Here is a 20592-nt window from a genome sequence, read left to right on the forward strand (position 1 = left end):
CACACCAACCGCCGCACATTCACGTACTGCCAGTCCCGCGTCGACGAACGCGTCCGCGCACCCCACACCAACAAACCCCGGTCCGGAAAGACCCGAAGGCAATTGATGCCCTTTTCGTTGAGGTCGCCCTGCTGCCCGTTCGTGAGGAGGGTGGGGATGCTGAGCACTCCCCTGATGTTCTGGTTCGCGGGAGCCTTGAAGACACCGCGCTCGGCATCCGTACGGGCCCAGACACCCGCCATATGGCCGCACGGCGGCACGGTCCGCTCCTGCGCATTGACGCCAGGGACGCGGACCCATGGGTAGTAGACGGCGGTGAACGCGGAGTCGTCGGAGTTCGGGGAGGCCAGCTTCTGGATGAACGGACCCAGTTCACTGGGATTCAAATCGTCCGGCGGCTCGACAATCGCGAGACGGTTGCGCATCTTCACACAGTGGGCGACGACCTTCTCGATGTTTGTGCCCCCGGTGGCGACATCCTGGCTGTTCGTCCAGAGGTCCGGCACCGCAACCATGTTCACGTCGGAGAGGGCCTTGAGCTTCTCCAGGCTGGTGGCAGCGGTGAGTTCGGCACCGAGATCGTTGTCAGGGTCAAGGGTGACGACGTAACACTCGGTACCCCCGTTGGCGAAGAAGCCGTATACCGCCTCCGCCAGGGCGTATCTCTCGGACAGCGGCAAGTAGTCCGAGAGGCTTTCCAGTTCGGTGAACCGGTCGGCGACGGGCCACCACGGCTTCCCGGCAACCTCCCAGGCGGTGTACGTTGCCCCCTCAAGGGTCTTCGCGGTGGCGTTCGCCGCTTCCTTCTCCTCCTCACTGACCTTCTGCCCCGCCCCCAAACGCTTCTTCACGTCGGCGAAGGCCTTGTATCGCTCTTCGGTGATCTTGCTCGGGACGGCTTCTTCCCGCAGCGCCCGGTCGGCCTCCGCGAAATCCGCGGCGAGGGGCCGAAGTCGATCCAGTTCTTCCGCGATCTGCTCTTCGGTGAGGTCCGTACGGAAGTGGTACGCCTCGACGTACTGGTTCCAGCTCCGCACCTTGACGGGTGGAGCCGCGACAGGTTTGGTGACCGCATACCCGAGGAACGCCGGCGTCGACGTACCCGCTCCGGTGATGGTCCGGACTCCGCTCGGAAGTTCCTTGACGAAGACTCCGGGGGCAAGGTCTGGGGACATAGGGCGGGCCCTTCCTGTCTAGGCGGTAGGTGCACCAGACGGAAGCAGTACCCGCGCCTTCCTCTCCTCCCCGTACCCCGATCGGCTACCGTCCCGTATTCACCCGCCGGCGTGAGCACATGTCGCTTGCCCACACGGATCCCACGCATACGTACGACCATTCCACCGGCTGCACGTGCGGCGGCTCTCAGCTCCGTGGCGGGGGCGTAGTTACAGGGGTACCGGGAACCTCAGCGTGCGTCGGCGCCTGGGCACGGCGTCCAAGCGCGGGGTTTGCCGCTGGCCCCCATTCGAGTACCGGGGTGAACGCAGGGACCGTCCAAGCCCTTTGCGGATTCCTGCGACACACAAAACCGACCCGATATCCAAGCGTCTTGGAAAGCAGATCGTTGACGTCTGCGGTCCGCCCGGAACTGGTCAGATACTGCGTCACTTCTATGGCAAGCGATCTATCGGCTCGTCCACCAGGCGGCCCCGGTGCCAGTGGCCGTGGTGATCAGCGTGATCAGCCATACGGGGACTCGCTGAATGGTCAAGTGGAGTCCGCCACACCGCAGTTCGAACTGCGGCTGCTTCCGATCTCTATCAGTTCTCGGGGCCATTCCCGTAGTTAAGCAGGATCCCCCGGTGTCCCTCATGAGCCGTATGCGTACAAAACCCGGCCCCAAACTTCGCCGCGATGTACAACGGCCATATCGCACGGACCCTTGACAGCCCGGCTCACGGACGACACCGGCTCGTCCCTGACCGCCGGGGAGGGGCCTTGGCGCGAGGATGGACCCATGGCTGACAGCTTCACTACACGGACCATCGACGTGACCACCGGCTCCATGGAGACCGTGCTCGACCTGACCGACGCATGCGCGTCGTTCCTCCGGGAGGTGGCTCCGGACCGGGACGGACTCCTCAACATCTTCACGCCCCACGCAACGGCTGGTCTGGCTGTCATCGAGACGGGAGCGGGCAGCGACGAGGACCTCCTCGCGGCCCTCCACGACCTCCTCCCGGCCGACAACCGCTGGCGCCACCGCCACGGCTCCCCAGGCCACGGCCGCGACCACGTCCTGCCCGCCCTCGTCCCCCCGCACGTGACCCTCCCGGTCGTCGCGGGCCGCATGGCACTCGGCACCTGGCAGTCCGTTTGCCTGGTCGACACGAACACGAGCAACACGGACCGTCAGATCCGATTGAGCTTCCTCGGTTAGGGCGCCGCTTCAGCGAGACGGCACCATCACCGAAGTGTCACACCGTTCGGTGATGGTGCCGCCGCCGGGCTGGGTGGATCTGCCGGTCAGGTGGACGGTCGAGCCAAAGACCGCTGCGCCGAAGGCGTGGTCGTCGACCCTGGCTTGGCGGCGCAGGCGCCGTCCGCGCAGGCGGTGAGCCAGGAGTCGAAGTCGGCGTCGTAGCGCGTGCCGATATCGGTGTTGTAGACGGCGTAGCCGCCTGCGTAGTCGCCGGTCCGGAAGTGATCGAGCATGGTGGCGATGTCCTCGGGGTGCTTTTCGAACATGTAGCGGACCGCGAGGTAGCCCCAGGGATAGGTGCGGGTCACGTCGCTGTTGTCGTAGGTGCTTTGGAAGAGCGTGCTCAGCTTGTAGGTGTGCTTGCCGGCCTCGGTGACCGCCTCGTCGTCGGTGATCTTGCGGTAGCCGTACGAGATGTACTCGGCGAGGCCCTCGATCCACCAGACGTCCGGAACCGCCGTCTGCTGGCCGAAGTCGCCCTTCATGTCGTCACGGGCGTCGAGGTAGTGCGTGTACTCGTGGTTGAGGTTCCAGATCCGGGCCGGGAAGCCGTTGTCGTCGCTCCTCTGGTACATGATGGACATGGGCTTGTTGTCGGGTTTGGTGGGGTCCCCGATCATGGTGATGCCGCCGTTGTTGGTGTCGACGCCGTAGATGGCCCCGGCGTAGGTCTGGTAGTCGCTGCGACTGCCGAACACGACGAGCTGGATGGTCGATTCGTACTGGTTGGGGATCGGGCCGTTGTCCTTCACCAGGTCGTGGACGTACGCGTCCTGGCTCAGGATGCTGGTACAGGTGGCATCGAGCTCCTCGGCCGTCAGCGACTGCGCCTTGATGGTGTGCGTCGCATCGCAGTCGTGGGTGACCGGCAGCGCTGCCTTGGTCAGCTGGTCGGACAGGTCGCAGACGCCGAAGTACGAGCAGTTAGCCTGGTCGTAGGCGTCGGCCTGGGAAGCGACGGTGACCCACAGGGGCGCGGTCGGACCGGTCATCTTCGAGGCGTCCAGCAGGCCCTTCATGAGCGGCCGGACCTTCTCCTGGAGGGCCGCATGCTCGACGTACCGCGCGACGTTCATCCCGGCGTTGGAGTCGAGGTAGGAATTGTCGGTGCCCAGCATGTCCAGGTGGTCGAGCGCGAAGGTGTTGAGGGTGTCGATGATGCTCGGATCGGCCGTGACCGCCTTGACGTAGTCGGGGTTCCAGTTCCCGCGCCAGAGCGGGGTGTAGACGTTGTTGACGGCGGCCAGCATGCTCGGGATGTCGTCGTACGAGCTGTTGTACCCGCTGAGCACCTCCTTGTAGGTGTTCAGGTAGCGGGCCTGCTCGTTGGCGCTGTCCGTGAGGATCATGACCTCGCTCAGGACATCACCGTTGCCCGAAGTGACGTCCTTGGAGTGCGAGTTGGCGAAGAAGGCGTCCAGACTGCCTTGGCTGGCCGCTGCCAGGGTCGGGCCGTAGTCGCCGACATCGTCCTGATGGTTGGACTGCACGTAATAGCCGGCGCGCAGGAACAGCACGAGCTGCAACACGTTGTCCGCGTTGTCACCGGGATACGCCGTCGCCCCGCTCTGGAAGGCGTTGGCTATGGTGACCATCTGGTCCTCGCGGAAGACGTCGTGCGCGTCTTTGCCGGTGACGCTGAACAGGGTGTTGACGCAGTCCGTGGTCGAGGCTTTGACGAACGTGACCAGTTCGGATCCGGTCCGGCCGCCGAAGTCGGACGGGCTGCAGGAGGCCGCGGCACCGTGCTTCGCGCCGCCTTTCTGTTGTGCCGCCGCAGTCGAAGAAGTGGGGGGATTCTTCGCGTTGAGCGGGGGGAGCTGGGCGACGCCGAGCGGTCGGCCCTGTAGTGCGGGCCTTTCGTTCGCGCCGACTGTCGAGCCGGTCGGTGGTACGGGGTGGGGGGTGGTCCGGGACGCGGTGCCGGCCCGGGCGGCATCCGGCGAGCGTGGCGTCGCCTGTGCCGGCGCGGCCAGCAGACCGGCCGTGGCGACGCAGGCGGCCAGTCCGCCGGCCATATACCTGGGCAGGGGGAAGCGGTAGCGCATCCATGCTCCTTCGTGGACAGATGCGCCTCGGGATCGAGCTGAGGCGTGAGTGGCACCTTCTCAGCGCACACTGACCGCCGACAATAAGGTGTGACATAGCACATCGGCCGAGTGCGCCATAACATCCGGGCCGAAGGTCTTGACGGCGGGCGGGCCGAACGGCGGTTCCACACAGCTCGGTTGACCAATGACAGGGGGTGGTGGGCGCCGAACCAAGCTCTATGGCCTGGCCACGCTCCAGGTTCGGGAGGCCCAGGTCCGGAAGTGCGGAGACTGTCCTATGAGAGCCCGGTATGCCGCGGCGGCGGAGCCGAAGAGCGTGTCCGCTACCTCGTCGGCAAGGCTCTCGCGTCGCCAGGCCAGCACATAACGGCACCACAGGGGTGTGCCGACCAGCGGTTTGACGAGGACGTCGGGGATCGGCCGGAGCGTCGCTTGCACGATGGAGACTCCGATGCCTTCGGCGATCATTTTCTGTAACTGCTGCTGGTCACCCAGGAATTCGTGGACCGCCGCCGGGGTGAACCCGGCCGCCCGGCAGGCCGCGTAGAACACTCCCGGCCAGCCGGCCCCGTCGTCCGGGGTCAGAAACCATGCGTCGTCGGCCAGGTCGGCGAGCGCCACCTCGGAGCAGTGCCGGAGCCGGTGCCCGGCCGGCAGGGCAACGAAGGACGGCTCGGTGACGATCCCGCGGTGCGCCACGTCGGCCGAGTGTCGCAGTTCACGACCGGGGTAGTCCGCGGCGATCGCGGCGTCCACCTCACCGTGCTCCAGGAGCTCGACGATCTCCGAGGACGGATACACACTGCTCACCGTGAGCGCGAGATCGGGCAGTCGGCCCCGGAGCCGGATGAGCATGCCGGCCAGGACCGGCGAGTTGGTCGCGGCCAGGCGGAGGGGGCGGCGCGTGCTTGCACCGTCTGCGGCCGGTCGGCTCCCGATCGCGGCCGCGCGGGCCAGGACGTCGCGGGCCTGAGCCAGGACCTCCGTGCCGTACCGCGTCAGCTCCACGCCCGAGGTGTTCCGCTCGAACAGCGGATTGCCGAAGTACTGCTCAATCCGCTGGAGTTGGGTGCTCATGGCCGGCTGCGAGTACCCCAGGTCCGAGGCGGCCCGGCCCACGCTCCCGGCATCGGCAATCGCACACAGCACTCTCAGGTGCCGAAGCTCCAACTCCATGCCCACACTCCTCCCGTCCGTGCTGCTCCTGTCCGAACCGTCCGGTGCCACCGCGGGGCGGCCCCGGGCGTGCGGCACTCGTCCGACAGTTCGACGTCGAAGCCCACCTCATCGTTCTCTGCCCGCTCGCGCCAGGGCCGGGTGCGCCCCAAAGACGTCCGAGGCCACGAAGCGGTCGCAGAAGCGCCGGTACGCCATGAGCCACCCGGCACAAGTGCGGTGACCACATGGCCGCGCCGTCCTTCTCCTGGGCCACATCATCGGCTGGGCGAACGACTGGGAGATATGGGGGGGGTGCCACGGACTCGATGGATCTTGCGCGGCGGAGGTTTCGGCCGGCTGCGGTGCTGCATCCCGAGAGGTGGGCCAACTGTGCACGATCGAGATTGGACCCGGCGAGCGCGGAGACGGTCAACGGTGTTGTGGCGTGGTCGTGCAGGAACAGTCGACTGCCAGCCCTCGCCCCGATTGTCGTCGATGCGGCGAAATCAGGTCTCGGCGCGGCCGAGGGGCGGCCCGCATCTGCGAGCCGCCCCCTTGGACGGAGCCTTCAGTTCGCCGTGATGGCCCCGGCGGCCTCGACCAGGACCTTCCTTCCATCCTGGCCGGTCATCACGAGCCGTGACAGCCAGGGCCCCTCACGGTCGTAAACATGCGTGACGGCCGCTTCGTTCGTCTCCCGCTGCGTACCGTCGCCGAAGTACCAGTGGTAGCGGTACCCGACGGCGGGCGGCTTTCCGTCCACCGTCACGGACATGGGCACCTCACTGCCGACGTGCGCCTTCTCCGGGACGTTCAGCCGCGCCCGGGGTCCCTGCCGGGGGAGGTGGAACCACTCGCGAACACTCGGGTTGAGGAGAAAGGCGTCGGCGTACTGCCGGGCGCCCTCGATGTCGGGATGACCGACGGCCGCACTCAGGCACTGCACAGGAGTCGCGCTCAGTTCGGGGCAGGCCCGTGTGCGCAGCGGGAACGCCGGGTCGGTCACCGGAGTGTTCCAGACCTTGGAGTCCCGGGTGAGAAGGGCATTGTCCACGGTGAACAGTCCGTCGGCCGCAGTCGCATACGGACCCTCCTTGGACGCCTTGTTGGCGGCGGCCGCCGCCTGATGGTAGGCGGCATTGGCCAGTTGTGTGTACTGCTCGTAGCGCTCGGCCACGCTGCCGAGGGCGCTCTTGCACGAGGTCAGCCGCGCTCCCGCGACTCCCGGGGTCGAACAGGTCCGCACCGGGATCGGAGAACTGCTGCGGCTCAGCGCGTAGTAGAAGTCCGCCACGATCACCTTCGGCCGCCCCGGCAGGGAATGGGCCTTCTCGATCGCCGCCTGCATCCCGCGTCCGCCGTATCCGACCTTCGCGCCGCTGAAGTAGGGCACGTCCTTGGCCGGGTTCTCCGCTGCCGCGCCGATGCCGGAGCACTCGCGCTTCACTGCCTCGGGCAGGTTCTTCGAGCCGGGGGTGATGCCGACGCCGATGCCGAAGAAGGGGTCGAGGTCGTTGATGCACCCGTTGATCACGACCAGATCGAGACCGTAGCCGCCCGCCCGTGCCTGCGCGCCCGCCTTTTCCAATTGGCAGAACACGTCCGGCATTTGCTGGGTGACTTCGCCGAACTCCATCTCCCCGTCGCCGTCCGGGTCCTGCTTCTCCGTCGTGCGCAGACAGGCCGCGTCATCATTGCCCGCGGGCAGCTCGGGCGCATCGAGCACCGCGCCGGAGATCGAGTAGTCCATGTGCTGAACGCCCCGGCCGGTCTCACGACCGAGCAACTGACCTGTCAGGTAAGGGAACTTCTGGTCGTGGTCCAGGCCCTGCCCCCAGACTACGGAGTCACCGACGGACGCCACCCGGACCGGGTTGCACCCCCGGCGTATCGTGTCCCGCCAGACCTTGCCATAGCGGCCGGATGCATGGCCGCCGGACGAGGCGGCGATGCGGGCGTCGACCTGTAGGGCGGTCTCGGCTGCGGGCACCCGGTCGAAGGGGATGCTGAACTCCGCCGTGCCGACATTGGCGGCCATGGCGAGGCGCCCGCCGGCCAGCTGCTCCTCACCGGCGCGTACCCGCCACTCCACGGTGGCTCCGGCCTTCGCCGCGGCGGGGTCGTAGACCTGCACCCGGCCGTGTACGGCTCCGCTGCACACCGGATTCGGCGTCAAGTCCACGTCGAGAACGAGAGGGAACGCCGATCCCGGCAAGGCGCTGGTCTGTGCCGCGGCGGGGAGCCCGCCAAGGAGCTGGCCGAGGAGCACGGCGGCCGCGCCGACCGCCGCGAAACGCCTCGCCGCCAACGAGCGACGGGCCACCCCCGGCCTGCTCGGAACGGAACCCGCGCCGGTGCCCGCCCGCCTCGGCAAAGCCCACCGCGACCACGCTAATCTCACGCCAACACCCCTGTTTTCGCTGTCATTTCGGTCCGTGCGGAATCAACTGAGTTCCGCATCGGTAGGGATGATGACAGTCGGGACGCCGACATGGACCGCGAGCGGGGTCCCATACCGAGTGAAACTGATCACTTACCCGCAGTTACGGGCCGAAGACTTCGTGTGGGGTGACGTCGTCTGCTGGCTCGGCCGAAGGATCAGTAGTGCTGTGACGAACAGGCAGGCTCAAGCCCGGTTCACATCAGCCCTGGAGAGCGTCGGGGGCGCGGGAGAGAGTCGCGCGGACCCACTTGCCGCCCTCGGGGTCCTGGCCGCATGTCCAGGATTCGGCGAGCGCGTTGATGATCAGCATGCCGCGTCCACAGTCCTCGTCATGGGCGGCCGTACGCTGGACCGGCAGAATCGCGGACCCGTCGTGCACCTCGATGTGCAGCACCTCGGGTTCCAGTGTCAGCTTGAGAACGATCACGGAATCGGGTCCTCGCGCGCGCCCGCATTCGGCCGGCAGCCGGGCTCCGTGGCGAATGGCGTTCGTGGCCAGCTCGCAGACGATCAGCACGGCCGCTTCGATGAGTTCTTCGTTCTCGCCCCACCGTCCCAGAGAATTTGCGGTGAAGGCCCGCGCTTGCCGGGCGGAGGGCAGGACTGCCGGCAACGTGAGCGAGACAGACGTAAGTTCGGCATCTCGGGGGATGGCGAATTCAGCCACAGCAGTCATTTTCTTAACCCTTCAAGCAAGCCGGGCGTGCAATCGACACGATTTGCAGCTTTTGCTCATGTGAGCAACCACAGCTCATATATCTAATTGCTCTTCCATTAAAGATCCGCAGAAAGTGATGTCAATGGTTTGGGTAAGCCCTTTTGAAACATGAGCGAATTGTGCTCAGACGAGCAGTTTCGAGCGGTCTCCTCCGCCGGGGGTGACTGTGCGCAGTGGATCGATGATGGCCGGTCAGCCGGGCACCTTCGGGTGGTGGTCGGAGGCGGCGGTCGGTGTCATTTCACGGCGCCGAGCGACAGGCCCTGGACGAGTTTGTCCTGGGCGGCGAATCCGGCGGCGATCACCGGGAGGGAGATGACGGTGGCGGCGGCGCACACCTTGGCCAGGAACAGGCCCTGGCTGGTCACGAAGCCGGTCAGAAATACCGGCGCGGTGCCGGCGACGACGCCGGTCAGTACCCGGGCGAAGAGCAGCTCGTTCCAGCTGAAGATGAAGGAGATCAGGGCCGTTGCGGCGATACCGGGCATGGTAATGGGGGCGATGATGCGGGTCAGCGTGGTGGCCAGGCCTGCGCCGTCGATCGAGGCGGCTTCGAGGATCTCCACCGGGACCTCGGCGAGAAAGGAGCGCATCATCCATACCGCGATCGGCAGGTTCATCGAGGTGTAGAGGATGACCAGCAGCCAGATGGTGTCGAGCAAATGGGTGTGCTGGGCAACGAGATAGACCGGGAGCAGTCCGGCCACCAGCGGCAGCATCTTGGTGGAGAGGAAGAAGAAGAGGACATCGCGCCATTTGCGTACCGGTTTGATGGACAGGGCGTAGGCGGCGGGGAAGGCGAGGGCGAGGACCAGCAGCGTGGAAACCAGCGATGCGGTCAGCGAATTGATGAGCGGCGGCCAGGGGCTGATGCCGCTGCCCTCACCGAAGAATTCGCGGTAACCGTGCAGGGTGAGGGAAGCGCCGAGGCTGGGCGGATTGGTCGCCGCGTCCGTCTCGCTGTGCAGTGAGGTGAGCACCATCCAGGCGACGGGCAGGAAGAAGAGCAGACCGCACAGCCAGGCCAGCAGGCTCAGATATGCGCTTGTGCGACGTCGGCGGCGGGCGGGAGCGGGCAGCCGGCGTGCGGCGCGCGGCACTCTGGTCATCGGACGCTCTCCTCGCGCAGCAGGGACGAGACGCTGCGCAGCGCGAAGGTGGCCACGACCAGCGAACACAGCAGGACGACGACGCCCTGTGCGGACGCCCGTCCGTAGTCATGGGCCTGGTAGAAGGTCTGGTAGATGGTGTACGGCAGGTTGGCGGTGCCCAGGCCGCCGGAGGTGAGGGTGAAGACCGCGTCGAAGTTCTGGACGACGTAGACGGTCCCGAGCAGGGCGGCGAGCTCCAGGTAGCGGCGCAGATGCGGCAGGGTCAGATAGCGGAAGATGTCGAAGGACGAGGCGCCGTCCACGAGGGCGGCCTCGACGACGTCGGCGGGCCTGCTCTGCAGCCCTGCGAGCAGGATCAGCATCATGAACGGCGTCCACTGCCAGATCAGCGCCACCTCGACGGCGGCGAGCGGGGTGCTGGTCATCCAGTCCGGCTGCGGCGGACTGTCGCTGCCGAACAGGCTCCACAGCCACGTCAGCACGCCGTTGAGGAAGCCGTAGGACGTGTTGAACAGGGCGTGCTTCCACAACAGGGCCGCGGCGACCGGCACGATCAGAAACGGCGTGATGAGCAGCGTGCGGACGATGCCGCGGCCGCGGAAGCCCCGGTCGAGCAACAGCGCAATCCCCAGGCCGAGCAGCAGGCTGACCAGCACCACGGTCACGGTCAGCAGGATCGTGGTCCCTACCGAGCTGCGCAGCGCGGGGTCGGTGAAGACGGCCCGGTAGTTGTCGAAGCCGGCCAGGCCGCGGTTCTCGGGCGCCAGCGCGTTCCAGCGGAGGAAGGAGATCACCACCGTTGCCACGAACGGGAGTTGGGTGACGATGATGAGGAAGACCAGCGCGGGCAGGAGGGGCGCACGGCGAGCCCGCGCCCTGGCCCGGTCCATGGTCGTACGGCCGCGGGCGTGCGAAGCACCGTTCGGGCCGTGCGCCGATGCGTCAGTGGCCTGCGTAGGCACGGGCCACCTCCTCTGCCAGTCGCTGGCTGTGACGGAGTGCGGCGGCCACGCTCTGCTTGCCGGCGATGGCCGAGCTGATCTCCTGGCTGGTCTTGGTGCCCAGGTCGGAGAACTCGGGGATGTCCACGAACTGGATGCCGGGCACGGGGCGGGGCTGGACCCCCGGGTTGTCGGGACGGGCCGAGCTGATGGCCCGCTCGGTCGGACCGGCGAAGGCCCGGGCGGACCTGGTGTACTCCGGGTCGCGGTAGAGCGAGGCCCGCTTGCCGCCGGGCACTTTCGACCAGCCCAGTTCGCGGCCCACCAAGCGCTCGTAGGACGTGCTCGAAGCCCAGCGGATGAACTTCCAGGCCGCCTCCTGGTGCGTACTGGCCTTCTGGAGCCCCCACGCCCAGGTGTACAGCCAGCCCGAGACGGCGGTCCGCTCCACCGGCGCCGGTGCGTAGCCCACCTTGCCCGCGACCTCCGAGTCACTGCTCTCCAGCGAACCGGCACCGGCGGTCGCGTCGTACCACATGGCGACCCTGCCCTGCTGCATATCGTTGAGGCACTCGGTGTAGCCGGCCTGCGGGGCGCCCGGCTCGCCGTGCTTGCGCACCAGGTCGACATAGAACTGGGTGGCTCTGGTGAACTCCGGGCTGTCGACCTTCGCCTGCCAGTCCTTGGTGAACCACGTTCCGCCGAAGGTGTTGACGACGGTCGTCAGTGGGGCGATCAGCTGGCCCCAGCCGGGCTGGCCGCGCAGACAGATGCCCTTCACACCCTTGCGGATGCCGTCCAACTTGGCGGCCATCGCGGCGACTTGGTGCCAGGTGGGCCGGGCCGGCATGGTCAGCCCGGCGGCCTTGAGGAGGTCCTTGCGGTACATCAGGAACGAGGACTCGCCGTAGAAGGGCTCCGCGTAGACCTTGCCGTCGGCGGCGGTGAGGGACTGGCGGACCGGGGTGAGGATGTCGCCCTGGTCGAACGCGGGGTCCTTGGCGGCACGTGTGCCCAGCTCGGTCAGCCAGCCGTTGCGGGCATAGATCGGTGTCTCGTAATTGCTGAGGCTGGCCACGTCGTACTGCCCGGCCTGGCTGGAGAAGTCCTGGCTCATCTTGTCGCGCAGATCGTCCTCCGGCAGCACGGTGAAATTCACCTTGATGCCGGTCTCCTTGGTGAAGTGATCGGCGGTCAGCCGCTGCAGATCCACCATCTNATCGGCGGTCAGCCGCTGCAGATCCACCATCTGCGGATTGTTGACCATCAGTACATTGATGGTGTCCCTGCCGCTGTTGCCGACGTCGCCGGCGCCCCGATAGCAGCCGGCGGCCGCCAAGATCACGGCCAGCGCCACGGCGGTCTGCCGGACGATGCGACCGGGGTGGCGTCGGCCGCGCCTTCCACGGGGTCGTGCTCTCACGGCTGGCACCTTTCACCCCGCCCGCTTCTGCCCGCACCAGGTTTATATCCCGGGTCAGCTGCTGTGCCCGCACCCGTTACCGCAGTAGGAATGCCCGATTCCGTGCGCACTCCCTCCAATGGAGCAAAGAACCCCCGCGCCCGCGGACAGCAGCGCAGAGGTGCATGGTTTCAGAGCAGGCTCTCGGCAACCCTGGCGTCCGTGACAACGCCGTTGAAGAGGCCGGTTTTCAGCGCCGCCGAGGCAGCGGTTGCCCGTTCGATGCCGTCGGCCATGAGAATCACCTCGGGCAGCTTGCGCAATTCGTCAAAGCTGATGGCCACGATCCGTTCGGTGAGTTCGGGGGCGATGACGCTCCCCTCCGCATCGAGCAGTTCGCCGACGACCTCGGCGCACACTCCCCGGCGCCGGTAATCCTCTCGCTCGGCGTCACTGAGCGCGTCGTACACGGTGGAGAGCCCGGGACCCCATCCGCCGACGGTGACGACGGCCTTGGTCACCTGGCTGAAGTGGTTGACCGCATCGACGATGCCGGGCTGCTCGCGCAGCATCCGGGCCGCCGTGGCATCGGGCAGCAGCAGCGGTGCGTAGATGGGGTAGACGACGCCCCTGGATATGGTGGCGGCCCGGCGGACCGCCTCCACGGCGTTTGCGTTGACGGGGCGCAGCGGGGTCACTCCGCACAGTTGGACGACCGTGCATCGGGCGAGGGTGGTCAGTTCGAGGCCGAGGGCCTCGATCTCGGGACCCCAGACCAGCCCCAGGACATCGTTCTCCGTGACGATTTCGGCGAGCAGGTCGGCGGCGACGGCGCCGAGGCGGCGGGTGGCCTGCACCGAATCGTCCGGGACCGCGTGCCGTGAGTCGATGACGATGGCATGCCGCAGGCCGTATCGCGTGCGCAGGGCATCGGAGAGACCGGCGTCGAGTTCGGCGGGCAGGCGTATCTCCAGGCGGATCAAGCCGTCGCGGAGGGCGGACTCCAGCGTCCGGGCCACCTTGAACCGGCTGATGCCGAATTCCTCGGCGATCTCCATCTTGGATTTGCCTTCGAGATAGAACCGCCGGGCCATCGCAGCTGTCTGAACGAGGTACTCCGGGCCGGTGTGGTGTGCGCGCATATCAGCCCTGGCCTTTCTGCACGCTGCGAGTCATTGCTCGAATGAGCAGTTATCTCTCATATGCACCTTTCCTCCCATTAAAACTCCCCGGAGGGTGCTGTCAACGCCGCTACTGCCTGCCGCTCCGTCTGGGGCGCGACGGTGCGAGCCCCGGGTTCCGAGGGCGGCGCGGGCGTCTTCAGGCACAGCACGAGGACGGTGCTGAGCAGGTGCAGGGCGGCATAGATCCACATGACCCCGCCGATGCCGATCACACCGATGAAGACCGTGCCGATGAGCGGGCCGAAGGCCATGCTGGCGCCGGCCCCCAGCGTGTAGGCGGACATGATCTGGCCCTTGCGCTCCGGGGCCTGCGAGGTCATGAGCGGCGGCAAGGGGACGTATCCGGCCATGCCGACGCCCAGCGCGCCCGCGGCGATCGCGACGAGCAGGAAGTCGTGGCCTGTGATCGCGGGGACGTAATACAGCGCCAGACAGGCGAGCGCCGAGACCACACCGCCGAGCCAGGCGACGGTCTTGCGCCGGCTCCATCTGTCTCCGAGCGCGCCGAAGAGCACGACGCAGGCGAGATTGCTGACCATCATGACGATCAGCAGCGAGGCCCACTCCTGTGCGCTGAAGCCGACCTGATCGACGAGGAAGAGCGGGATGAAGACCCACACGCCGAACTGCGATGTGGTGTTGATGAGCCGGACCACAGCTCCCATGCCGACGCGCGGCCTGGCGAACATGACGGTGAAACAGCCCAGGAAGGTACGCGGCAGGCTGACGCGCTCGGACCCACGGGACAGGCCCTGAAATCCCTGGCGTTCGCGCAGCAGGAACAGGACGACCAGGGCGCCCGCGATGATCATCGCGAGTGACACCCACAGCGTGCGGTAGAAGCCGATCGTGGGCTTGAGGAGCGAGACCAGGACGGAGCCGATGACGGGGTAGCCCATGGTGAAGCAGAACCAGAACCAGCCGAGCGCCTTGCCGAGCTGACGCTCCGGGGCGCCCGCCATGATCCAGACCATGAATCCGTAGGCGAACAGCGGATACCCGAAGCCGCGCAGGCCGTAGCTGAACAGGATCAGCCAGTAGGAGTGGGCGGGGACGGCGACCGCGAGCATGAGGGCGTGGCAGACCGCCCAGCAGATGGCACCGGCCATCATCACCCGGCGCGGCCCCCACAGGTCACAGAGCCCGCCCGCCAGGAAGGCGCCCACCGCGGCGGTGACTCCGTACACCGTGAAGATGATGCCGACGCTCGCCTCCGCGAAGCCGAGGTCGGTCTTGAAGTACGTGGGCAGATAGCTGGTCTCCACGCCGTCGCCGATCATGAAGAGCAGGACGCCGATATATCCCCAAATGAGGGCTCGGGGGATCCCAAGGACGGCGGGACGGGGCAGCGACGGATCGCACTGTTGGGGTGTGCGCAGCACGAGGGGGACCTCCTGACGGGCCGGGCGTTCGCCCGTACGTGGCCATCAGACTGAACAACCTCACAGAGAATTTCAAGAGCTTCACATAAAGTGTGTGATGTTCTAGGGTGAGAGCACGGCGAAGACCGCCGCGGAAAACGAACGGGGGGTGCCCACGATGAGAGCGAGCCGCGGCTCCGAGGCCGAGGTCGAGGAGCGCCGGCAGACGGTGCTGCGCCATGTCGCCCAGGAGGGCGAGATCCGCATCGCCGACCTCGCCGCGCGCATGCGCGTCAGCGTGATGACCATGCACCGGGACCTGGACAACCTCCATGAGCGGCAGCTGCTGCGCAAGGGGCGCGGAGTGGCGACGGCCTTCTCCAACATCGCCATGGAGAGCGCACTGCGCTTCCGGGAGAACGCCCATGTCGAGGTCAAGACCGCCATCGCGGACGCGCTCGTGGAAGAGGTCGCCCCCGGCGACACGGTGCTGATCGACTGCGGCTCCACGCTCTTCCCGCTCGCCCGCCGGCTCGCCACCGTCGACGGGATCCGCGTGATCACCAACTCGCTGCGCATCACCTACCTCCTGGCGGCGTCGCCGGCCGAGGTGACGCTGCTGGGTGACCGTTTCTACGAGGACTTCGAGTCCTGCGCCGGTCCGCAGACCCGGCGTCAGCTGCAGGACATCCGCGCCACCGTCGCCTTTGTCACCGCCACCTCGGTCCGCGACGGCCGGCTCTACCACCCGGTGCGCGAATACGCGGAGACCAAGCAGGCGTATCTGCAGGCCGCCGACCGCGCCGTACTGGCCGTCGACCACAGCAAGTTCGGCCGCACCGCCACCTATCCCTACGGCGATGTCAGCGGCTACGACCTGCTGGTCACCGACGCCGAAACCCCGGAGAGCGAACTCCGGACCGTCCGGGACCTCGGCGTCGAGATCCGCACCGTCGAGGTCCGCCCCGACGATCCGCACAGCTGAGCCGGCCCGAGCCGAGGCTCCCCGCGTCCCCGAGCTCCTTCCCCCGAGCGCATCCCCCGAGAAAGGCCCGATCCATGCGCGCTGTCGTCATCCACACCCCCGAGCACTACGAGGTCACCACCGTCGATGACCCCACCCCGGGCCCCGGCGAGGTCATCGTCGCGCCCGCCGCGGTGGGCATCTGCGGCACCGATGTGCACATCGTCCAGGGGGAGTTCGCGCCCACCCCGTACCCGATCATTCCCGGCCATGAGTTCACCGGCGAGATCGTCGCGCTGGGGGCGGGAGTGAGCGGTCTGCGCACCGGCGAGCAGGTCGCCGTCGACCCGTCGCTCTTCTGCGGCGCCTGCCACTACTGCTCGATCGGGCACGGCAACCTGTGCGAGAACTGGGGCGCGATCGGCGACACCGTGGACGGCGCGATGGCCGAGTACGTCAAGGTGCCGGCCGCCAACTGCTACCGGCTGCCCGAGAGCATCGACGTCGCGCAGGGCACGCTGATCGAGCCGCTGTCGTGCGCGGTACGCGGCTTCGACGTCCTGCCGCGCCGCCTCGGCGACCACTACCTCATCTACGGCGCGGGCACCATGGGCCTGATGATGCTTCAGCTCGCCAAGGCAGCCGGCGCGGCGTCCCTCTCGGTCGTCGACATCAACAAGGACCGGCTGGAGATCGCCGAACGCCTCGGCGCGGACGCCACCGCGGTGAGCGCCTCCGCTCTGGACCGGCCGCAGGGCTGGGAGACCGTCATCGACTGCACCGGCGTCATCCCCGTCATCGAGGACGGCCTCACCCGGGTGCGGCGCGGTGGCACCTTCCAGCAGTTCGGCGTCGCGCCGTCCGCCGCCAAGGCGTCCTTCTCGCCGTTCAGCGTGTACAACGACGAGATCACCATCGTCGGGTCGATGGCCGTGCTGCACAGCTTCGGCCGCGCCGTGGACCTGATGGCCAAGGGAGTCATCGACGCCGACACGATGATCACCCACAGCTTCGGTCTGGACGACTTCGGCGCCGCCCTCCAGACGTTCCGTGACGGCTCGGGCCGCAAGATCCAGATCCGCCCGCAGCCCTGAACTCCCCTCCCATCTCGTCTCGTTGCACGGAAGCGGAAGCGACAACGTCATGCCCACAGTTGCCGGGGTGGACTCCTCTACCCAGTCCTGCAAGGTCGTCGTCTGCGACGCCGACACCGGGGAGGTCCTCCACCGGGGCCGCGCCGCCCACCCCGATGGCACCGAGGTCGCCCCCGAAGCCTGGTGGCAGGCGCTCCTCGAAGCGGGCAACGGCCTCCTGGAACATGTGGATGCCCTTGCGGTCGCGGGGCAGCAGCACGGCCTGGTGGCCCTTGACGCGTCCGGGCAGCCGGTGCGTGACGCGCTGCTGTGGAACGACACCCGCTTCGCGCAGGCCGCGGCCGACCTCGGCGACGACCTCGGCGGGCCGGAGAAGTGGACCCAGGCGGTCGGCACCGTACCGGTCGCGGCCATCACCGTCGCCAAGCTGCGCTGGCTCGCCGAGCACGAGCCGCAGCGCGCGGACCGTACCGACCGGGTGCTGCTGCCGCACGACTGGCTGACCTGGCAGTTGTGCGGCGGCCCCGGTACGCGCGCCGAACCGGTCACGGACCGGGGGGACGCCTCGGGTACGGGCTACTGGTCACCGGCGGAGGGCGCCTACCGCCGCGACCTGCTCGCCCTCGCCTTCGACGGCCGCACCCCCGAACTGCCCCGCGTGCTCGGCCCGTACGAGGCGGCCGGCCGCACGCCGCACGGGGCCCTCGTGGCACCGGGGACCGGCGACAACATGGGCGCAGCCCTGGGACTGGGCATCCAGCCGGGCGACGTGGTCATCTCTCTGGGTACCAGCGGCACCGCCTTCGCCCTCTCCGAGCACCCCGTGGGCGACCCCACCGGCGCCGTCGCCGGCTTTGCCGACGCCACCGGCCGCTTCCTGCCGCTGGTGTGCACCCTCAACGCCGCCCGGGTCCTGAGCTCCACCGCCCGCATGCTCGGCATCGCACTCGACGACCTCGACCCCCTGGCCCGCGAGGCCGAGCACGGCTCCGGCGGCCTGGTCCTGCTCCCCTACCTGGGCGGGGAACGCACCCCCAATCTCCCCGAGGCCGCCGGCAGTCTGATGGGCATGCGCAAGGCGAACATGCACCCGCCGAACTTCGCCCGGGCAGCCGTCGAAGGCATGCTGTGCAACATGGCCGACGCCCTCGACAGACTGCGGGCCCAAGACGTCAGCGCCCGGCGGGTCCTCATCATCGGCGGGGCGGCCAAGGCTCCCGTGGTCGGCGAGATCGCCGCCGAGATCTTCGGCATCCCGGTCACCGTCCCCGAACCCGAGGAGTACGTCGCCCTGGGCGCAGCCCGCCAGGCCGCCTGGACCCTCGCAGGCACCCCCGAGCCACCACACTGGCCACTCGCCGCTACACGCCGCATCCCCGCACCGACCGATGCCTCCGCCGGCCGCCGTATCCGTGAGTCCTACGCTCACGCCCGGTCGATGGTGTACGGATGACCGCGGAGGGCCGTCACGTTCGGTTGTCCTTCCTCGGGTGACCGTTGTCTGCCGGACGCGACCATCATCCGGTCCGGTCCGCAGGCCCGCAGGGGGCGTGCGCAACGACGCCTACATGCTCCGGCAACAAAGGTCCACCAGCCGAGACGACGTTTGACCCCTCTCGGAGGGCACCGCTACGTTCGGCGGCATGTCTACATCAGCCCTGCTCACCACGCGCGGTCACATCGACCTGGTGCGGGTGGCCTCTGCCGCGTGTCGCCGCGGCTGCTGATGCTGTTCTAGGTTTCGCGGCTCTTCGAGGCCGCTGTTCGCGGCCGTTTCGGGGATTCCGTTTCCCCCTTCGGAGCGCGTGACCTTCTTCTTGGGTGCTCGGCGCTGCCCGGTAGCAGCTGCTGCCCTCGTCTTTCGCCGGCTTTTCCGTCCGGCGCCTGTGCGCATGTCGTTGCGCGAAGAGGCGTTCCCTCACCTTCTCTTCTTCCCCCTCCTCTCCCCTCCTCCCTGCCCGTGGAGTGTTCATGACTGTCGATCAGGCCGTGGCCGGCCATGCACCACCCGATATATCCGCCGGACCAGTACAGAGCTCTCTCGCGAAAGGTGAGGCGAGGGAACGGGAGGAGGTACGGAGGGGTGTGACCGTCGCGGATGGCGGTGGCGGGCCTGAGCTTGCTCGTGTGGTTCCGGTCTCGGGGCGGCGGCGGTCGGTGCCGCGATGGCTGCGGCGTACGGTGGGGCCCCTCGCCTTGCTGGTGCTGTGGCAGGTGCTCAGCGCGAGCGGTGTGCTGGAGGCCGACATCCTGGCGTCGCCCGGCACCATCGCTGCCACCGCCGGCGATCTGGTCTCGGACGGGGCGCTGCCCTCGGCGATGCTGGTATCCCTCCAACGGGTGGCCGTCGGGCTGCTGTTGGGTGGCATGACGGGTGTGGTGCTGGCGCTGGCCTCGGGGCTGTCGCGGCTCGGCGAGGATCTGATCGACGCGACCGTACAGATGCTGCGCTCCATCCCGTGGGTGGGCGTGATTCCACTGTTCATCATCTGGCTGGGGATCGGTGAGGCGCCCAAGATCGCACTGATCTCGCTCGGGGTCGCCTTCCATCTGTATCTGAATGTCTATGCCGGAATCCGTGGTGTGGATGCCCAGTTGGTCGAGGCGGGGACCTCGCTCGGGTTGAGCCGATGGGGCCTGATCCGGCATGTGGTGCTGCCCGGTGCGCTGCCGAACGCCATGACCGGGCTGCGCTACTCGCTGGCCACCGCATGGCTCGCGCTGGTCTTCGGTGAGCAGATCAACGCCGATGACGGCCTCGGCTTTCTGATGAACCAGGCCAGGGAGTTCTTCCGCACCGACGTGATCGTGGTGTGCCTGGTGGTCTACGCGATCCTCGGGCTCATCGCCGACTTCCTCGTACGTACCCTCGAAAGGCTGCTGCTGCAATGGCGACCGACGTTCACGGGTCAGTGACCGACACCGACACCGAGCCCGAGCGGCGCCCGTATCCCGGGCCCGTGGACTCCGGTGCCGCCGTGGAGGTGGGCGGGCTGGTGCGGTCCTTCGGCGACCGGGCCGTCATCGACGACCTTCATCTCACCATCCGGCCGGGCGAGTTCGTGGCACTGCTCGGACGCAGTGGATGCGGTAAGTCGACGCTGCTGCGGGTGCTGGCCGGGCTCGACCGGGAGATCGACGGCGGGGTGCTGGTGCCTCGCCGCAAGGCGGTGGCGTTCCAGGCGCCGAGGCTGATGCCCTGGAAGCGGGTCTGGCGCAATGTGCTGCTGGGGCTGCCGGGCCGACCCGAACGCGACGCTGCGATAAGGGCGTTGGAGGAGGTCGGGCTCGGCCACCGGGCGGATGCCTGGCCCAAGACGCTCTCCGGCGGTGAGGCGCAGCGCGCGTCGCTGGCCCGTGCGCTGGTGCGTGAGCCCGATCTGCTGTTGCTGGACGAGCCGTTCGGTGCTCTCGACGCGCTGACCCGGATCAAGGCACAGCGGCTGGTGGCCGAGCTGTGGCAGGAGCGCGGCTGCGCGGTGCTGCTGGTCACCCATGACGTGGAGGAGGCCCTGCTGCTCGCCGACCGGGCGCTGGTGATGGAGGGCGGCCGGATCGCGTACGAGACCGCGGTGGATCTGCCGCGGCCGCGGGATGTCTCCGATCCGCGGTTCGGGGCGTTGCGCGCCCGGTTGCTGGACCGGCTGGGGGTGGAGGGCAAGGAGGGCCCGGAAGCCAGGGAGACCGAGCCGGGGACCCACGCGGACACCTCCGTCGCCGCCTGACGTCCCCCTCCACACCG

The 20592-nt window shown here is 67.9% G+C and carries 17 protein-coding genes and 1 pseudogene; 7 read left to right on the top strand and 11 right to left on the bottom strand.

What is annotated here, in order from left to right; translation table 11 throughout:
* Positions 1-1175, bottom strand: a 1175-nt coding sequence (locus tag DY245_RS31075) for a phage tail sheath family protein (RefSeq protein WP_147318382.1), incomplete at its 3' end; no start/stop codon positions are given.
* A gap of 782 nt (positions 1176-1957) precedes the next feature.
* Here DY245_RS31075 and DY245_RS31085 point away from each other — a divergent pair.
* Positions 1958-2380 carry a YjbQ family protein gene (locus tag DY245_RS31085; protein WP_128510533.1) on the top strand — a complete coding sequence of 141 codons (423 nt, stop codon included), beginning with the start codon at positions 1958-1960 and terminating at the stop codon, positions 2378-2380.
* An 86-nt stretch (positions 2381-2466) separates the two neighbouring features.
* Here DY245_RS31085 and DY245_RS31090 read toward each other — a convergent pair whose 3' ends face one another.
* From DY245_RS31090 to DY245_RS31130, 10 genes and pseudogenes are all read right to left on the bottom strand, one after another.
* The gene (locus DY245_RS31090; protein ID WP_128510534.1) at positions 2467-4470 is read right to left on the bottom strand and encodes a collagenase; all 2004 of its coding nucleotides are present in this window, start codon (positions 4468-4470) and stop codon (positions 2467-2469) included.
* Positions 4471-4689: 219 nt separating this feature from the next.
* Positions 4690-5649: a LysR family transcriptional regulator gene (locus DY245_RS31095; protein WP_128510535.1), complete on the bottom strand. Its 960-nt coding sequence runs from the start codon at positions 5647-5649 to the stop codon at positions 4690-4692.
* A 550-nt stretch (positions 5650-6199) separates the two neighbouring features.
* A complete protein-coding gene (locus DY245_RS31100; RefSeq protein ID WP_244943379.1) occupies positions 6200-7939 on the bottom strand; it encodes a PKD domain-containing protein in 1740 nt (579 codons plus the stop codon).
* A gap of 334 nt (positions 7940-8273) precedes the next feature.
* Positions 8274-8750 carry an ATP-binding protein gene (locus DY245_RS31105; RefSeq protein WP_128510537.1) on the bottom strand — a complete coding sequence of 159 codons (477 nt, stop codon included), beginning with the start codon at positions 8748-8750 and terminating at the stop codon, positions 8274-8276.
* 278 nt (positions 8751-9028) lie between these two features.
* On the bottom strand, positions 9029-9901 hold the full coding sequence (locus tag DY245_RS31110) for a carbohydrate ABC transporter permease (protein ID WP_128510538.1): 873 nt from the start codon (positions 9899-9901) through the stop codon (positions 9029-9031).
* Positions 9898-10794 carry a carbohydrate ABC transporter permease gene (locus tag DY245_RS31115; RefSeq protein ID WP_128510569.1) on the bottom strand — a complete coding sequence of 299 codons (897 nt, stop codon included), beginning with the start codon at positions 10792-10794 and terminating at the stop codon, positions 9898-9900. The genes DY245_RS31110 and DY245_RS31115 overlap by 4 nt, the downstream gene beginning before the upstream one ends.
* Positions 10795-10846: 52 nt before the next feature.
* On the bottom strand, positions 10847-12063 hold a 1217-nt coding region (locus DY245_RS31120; protein WP_244943380.1), incomplete at its 5' end, for an ABC transporter substrate-binding protein.
* 1 nt (position 12064) lies between these two features.
* A pseudogene (locus DY245_RS47010) lies at positions 12065-12268 on the bottom strand (sugar ABC transporter substrate-binding protein); the annotation flags it as partial.
* A 170-nt stretch (positions 12269-12438) separates the two neighbouring features.
* Positions 12439-13389 (bottom strand): sugar-binding transcriptional regulator, encoded by a 951-nt coding sequence (locus DY245_RS31125; protein ID WP_128510540.1) that lies wholly within the window; start codon positions 13387-13389, stop codon positions 12439-12441.
* A gap of 77 nt (positions 13390-13466) precedes the next feature.
* Positions 13467-14813, bottom strand: a complete 1347-nt coding sequence (locus tag DY245_RS31130) for an MFS transporter (protein ID WP_128510541.1) — start codon at positions 14811-14813, stop codon at positions 13467-13469.
* A 157-nt stretch (positions 14814-14970) separates the two neighbouring features.
* Here DY245_RS31130 and DY245_RS31135 point away from each other — a divergent pair, with 157 nt between their 5' ends.
* From DY245_RS31135 to DY245_RS31155, 6 genes are all read left to right on the top strand, one after another.
* Positions 14971-15777 (top strand): DeoR/GlpR family DNA-binding transcription regulator, encoded by an 807-nt coding sequence (locus DY245_RS31135; RefSeq protein ID WP_128510542.1) that lies wholly within the window; start codon positions 14971-14973, stop codon positions 15775-15777.
* A 74-nt stretch (positions 15778-15851) separates the two neighbouring features.
* On the top strand, positions 15852-16850 hold the full coding sequence (locus DY245_RS31140) for a zinc-dependent alcohol dehydrogenase family protein (RefSeq protein ID WP_128510543.1): 999 nt from the start codon (positions 15852-15854) through the stop codon (positions 16848-16850).
* Positions 16851-16899: 49 nt separating this feature from the next.
* Complete coding sequence (xylB, locus tag DY245_RS31145; RefSeq protein WP_128510544.1) at positions 16900-18303, top strand: xylulokinase; 1404 nt, start codon at positions 16900-16902, stop codon at positions 18301-18303.
* A 190-nt stretch (positions 18304-18493) separates the two neighbouring features.
* Positions 18494-18577 (top strand): putative leader peptide, encoded by an 84-nt coding sequence (locus tag DY245_RS48465; protein ID WP_381393783.1) that lies wholly within the window; start codon positions 18494-18496, stop codon positions 18575-18577.
* Positions 18578-18821: 244 nt separating this feature from the next.
* On the top strand, positions 18822-19766 hold the full coding sequence (locus DY245_RS31150; protein WP_181923957.1) for an ABC transporter permease: 945 nt from the start codon (positions 18822-18824) through the stop codon (positions 19764-19766).
* Complete coding sequence (locus DY245_RS31155; protein WP_244943382.1) at positions 19739-20575, top strand: ABC transporter ATP-binding protein; 837 nt, start codon at positions 19739-19741, stop codon at positions 20573-20575. Before DY245_RS31150 ends, DY245_RS31155 begins: the two co-directional genes overlap by 28 nt.
* Positions 20576-20592: the final 17 nt, after the last annotated feature.

This window comes from Streptomyces inhibens (assembly GCF_003389455.1).
Taxonomy (GTDB): domain Bacteria; phylum Actinomycetota; class Actinomycetes; order Streptomycetales; family Streptomycetaceae; genus Streptomyces; species Streptomyces inhibens.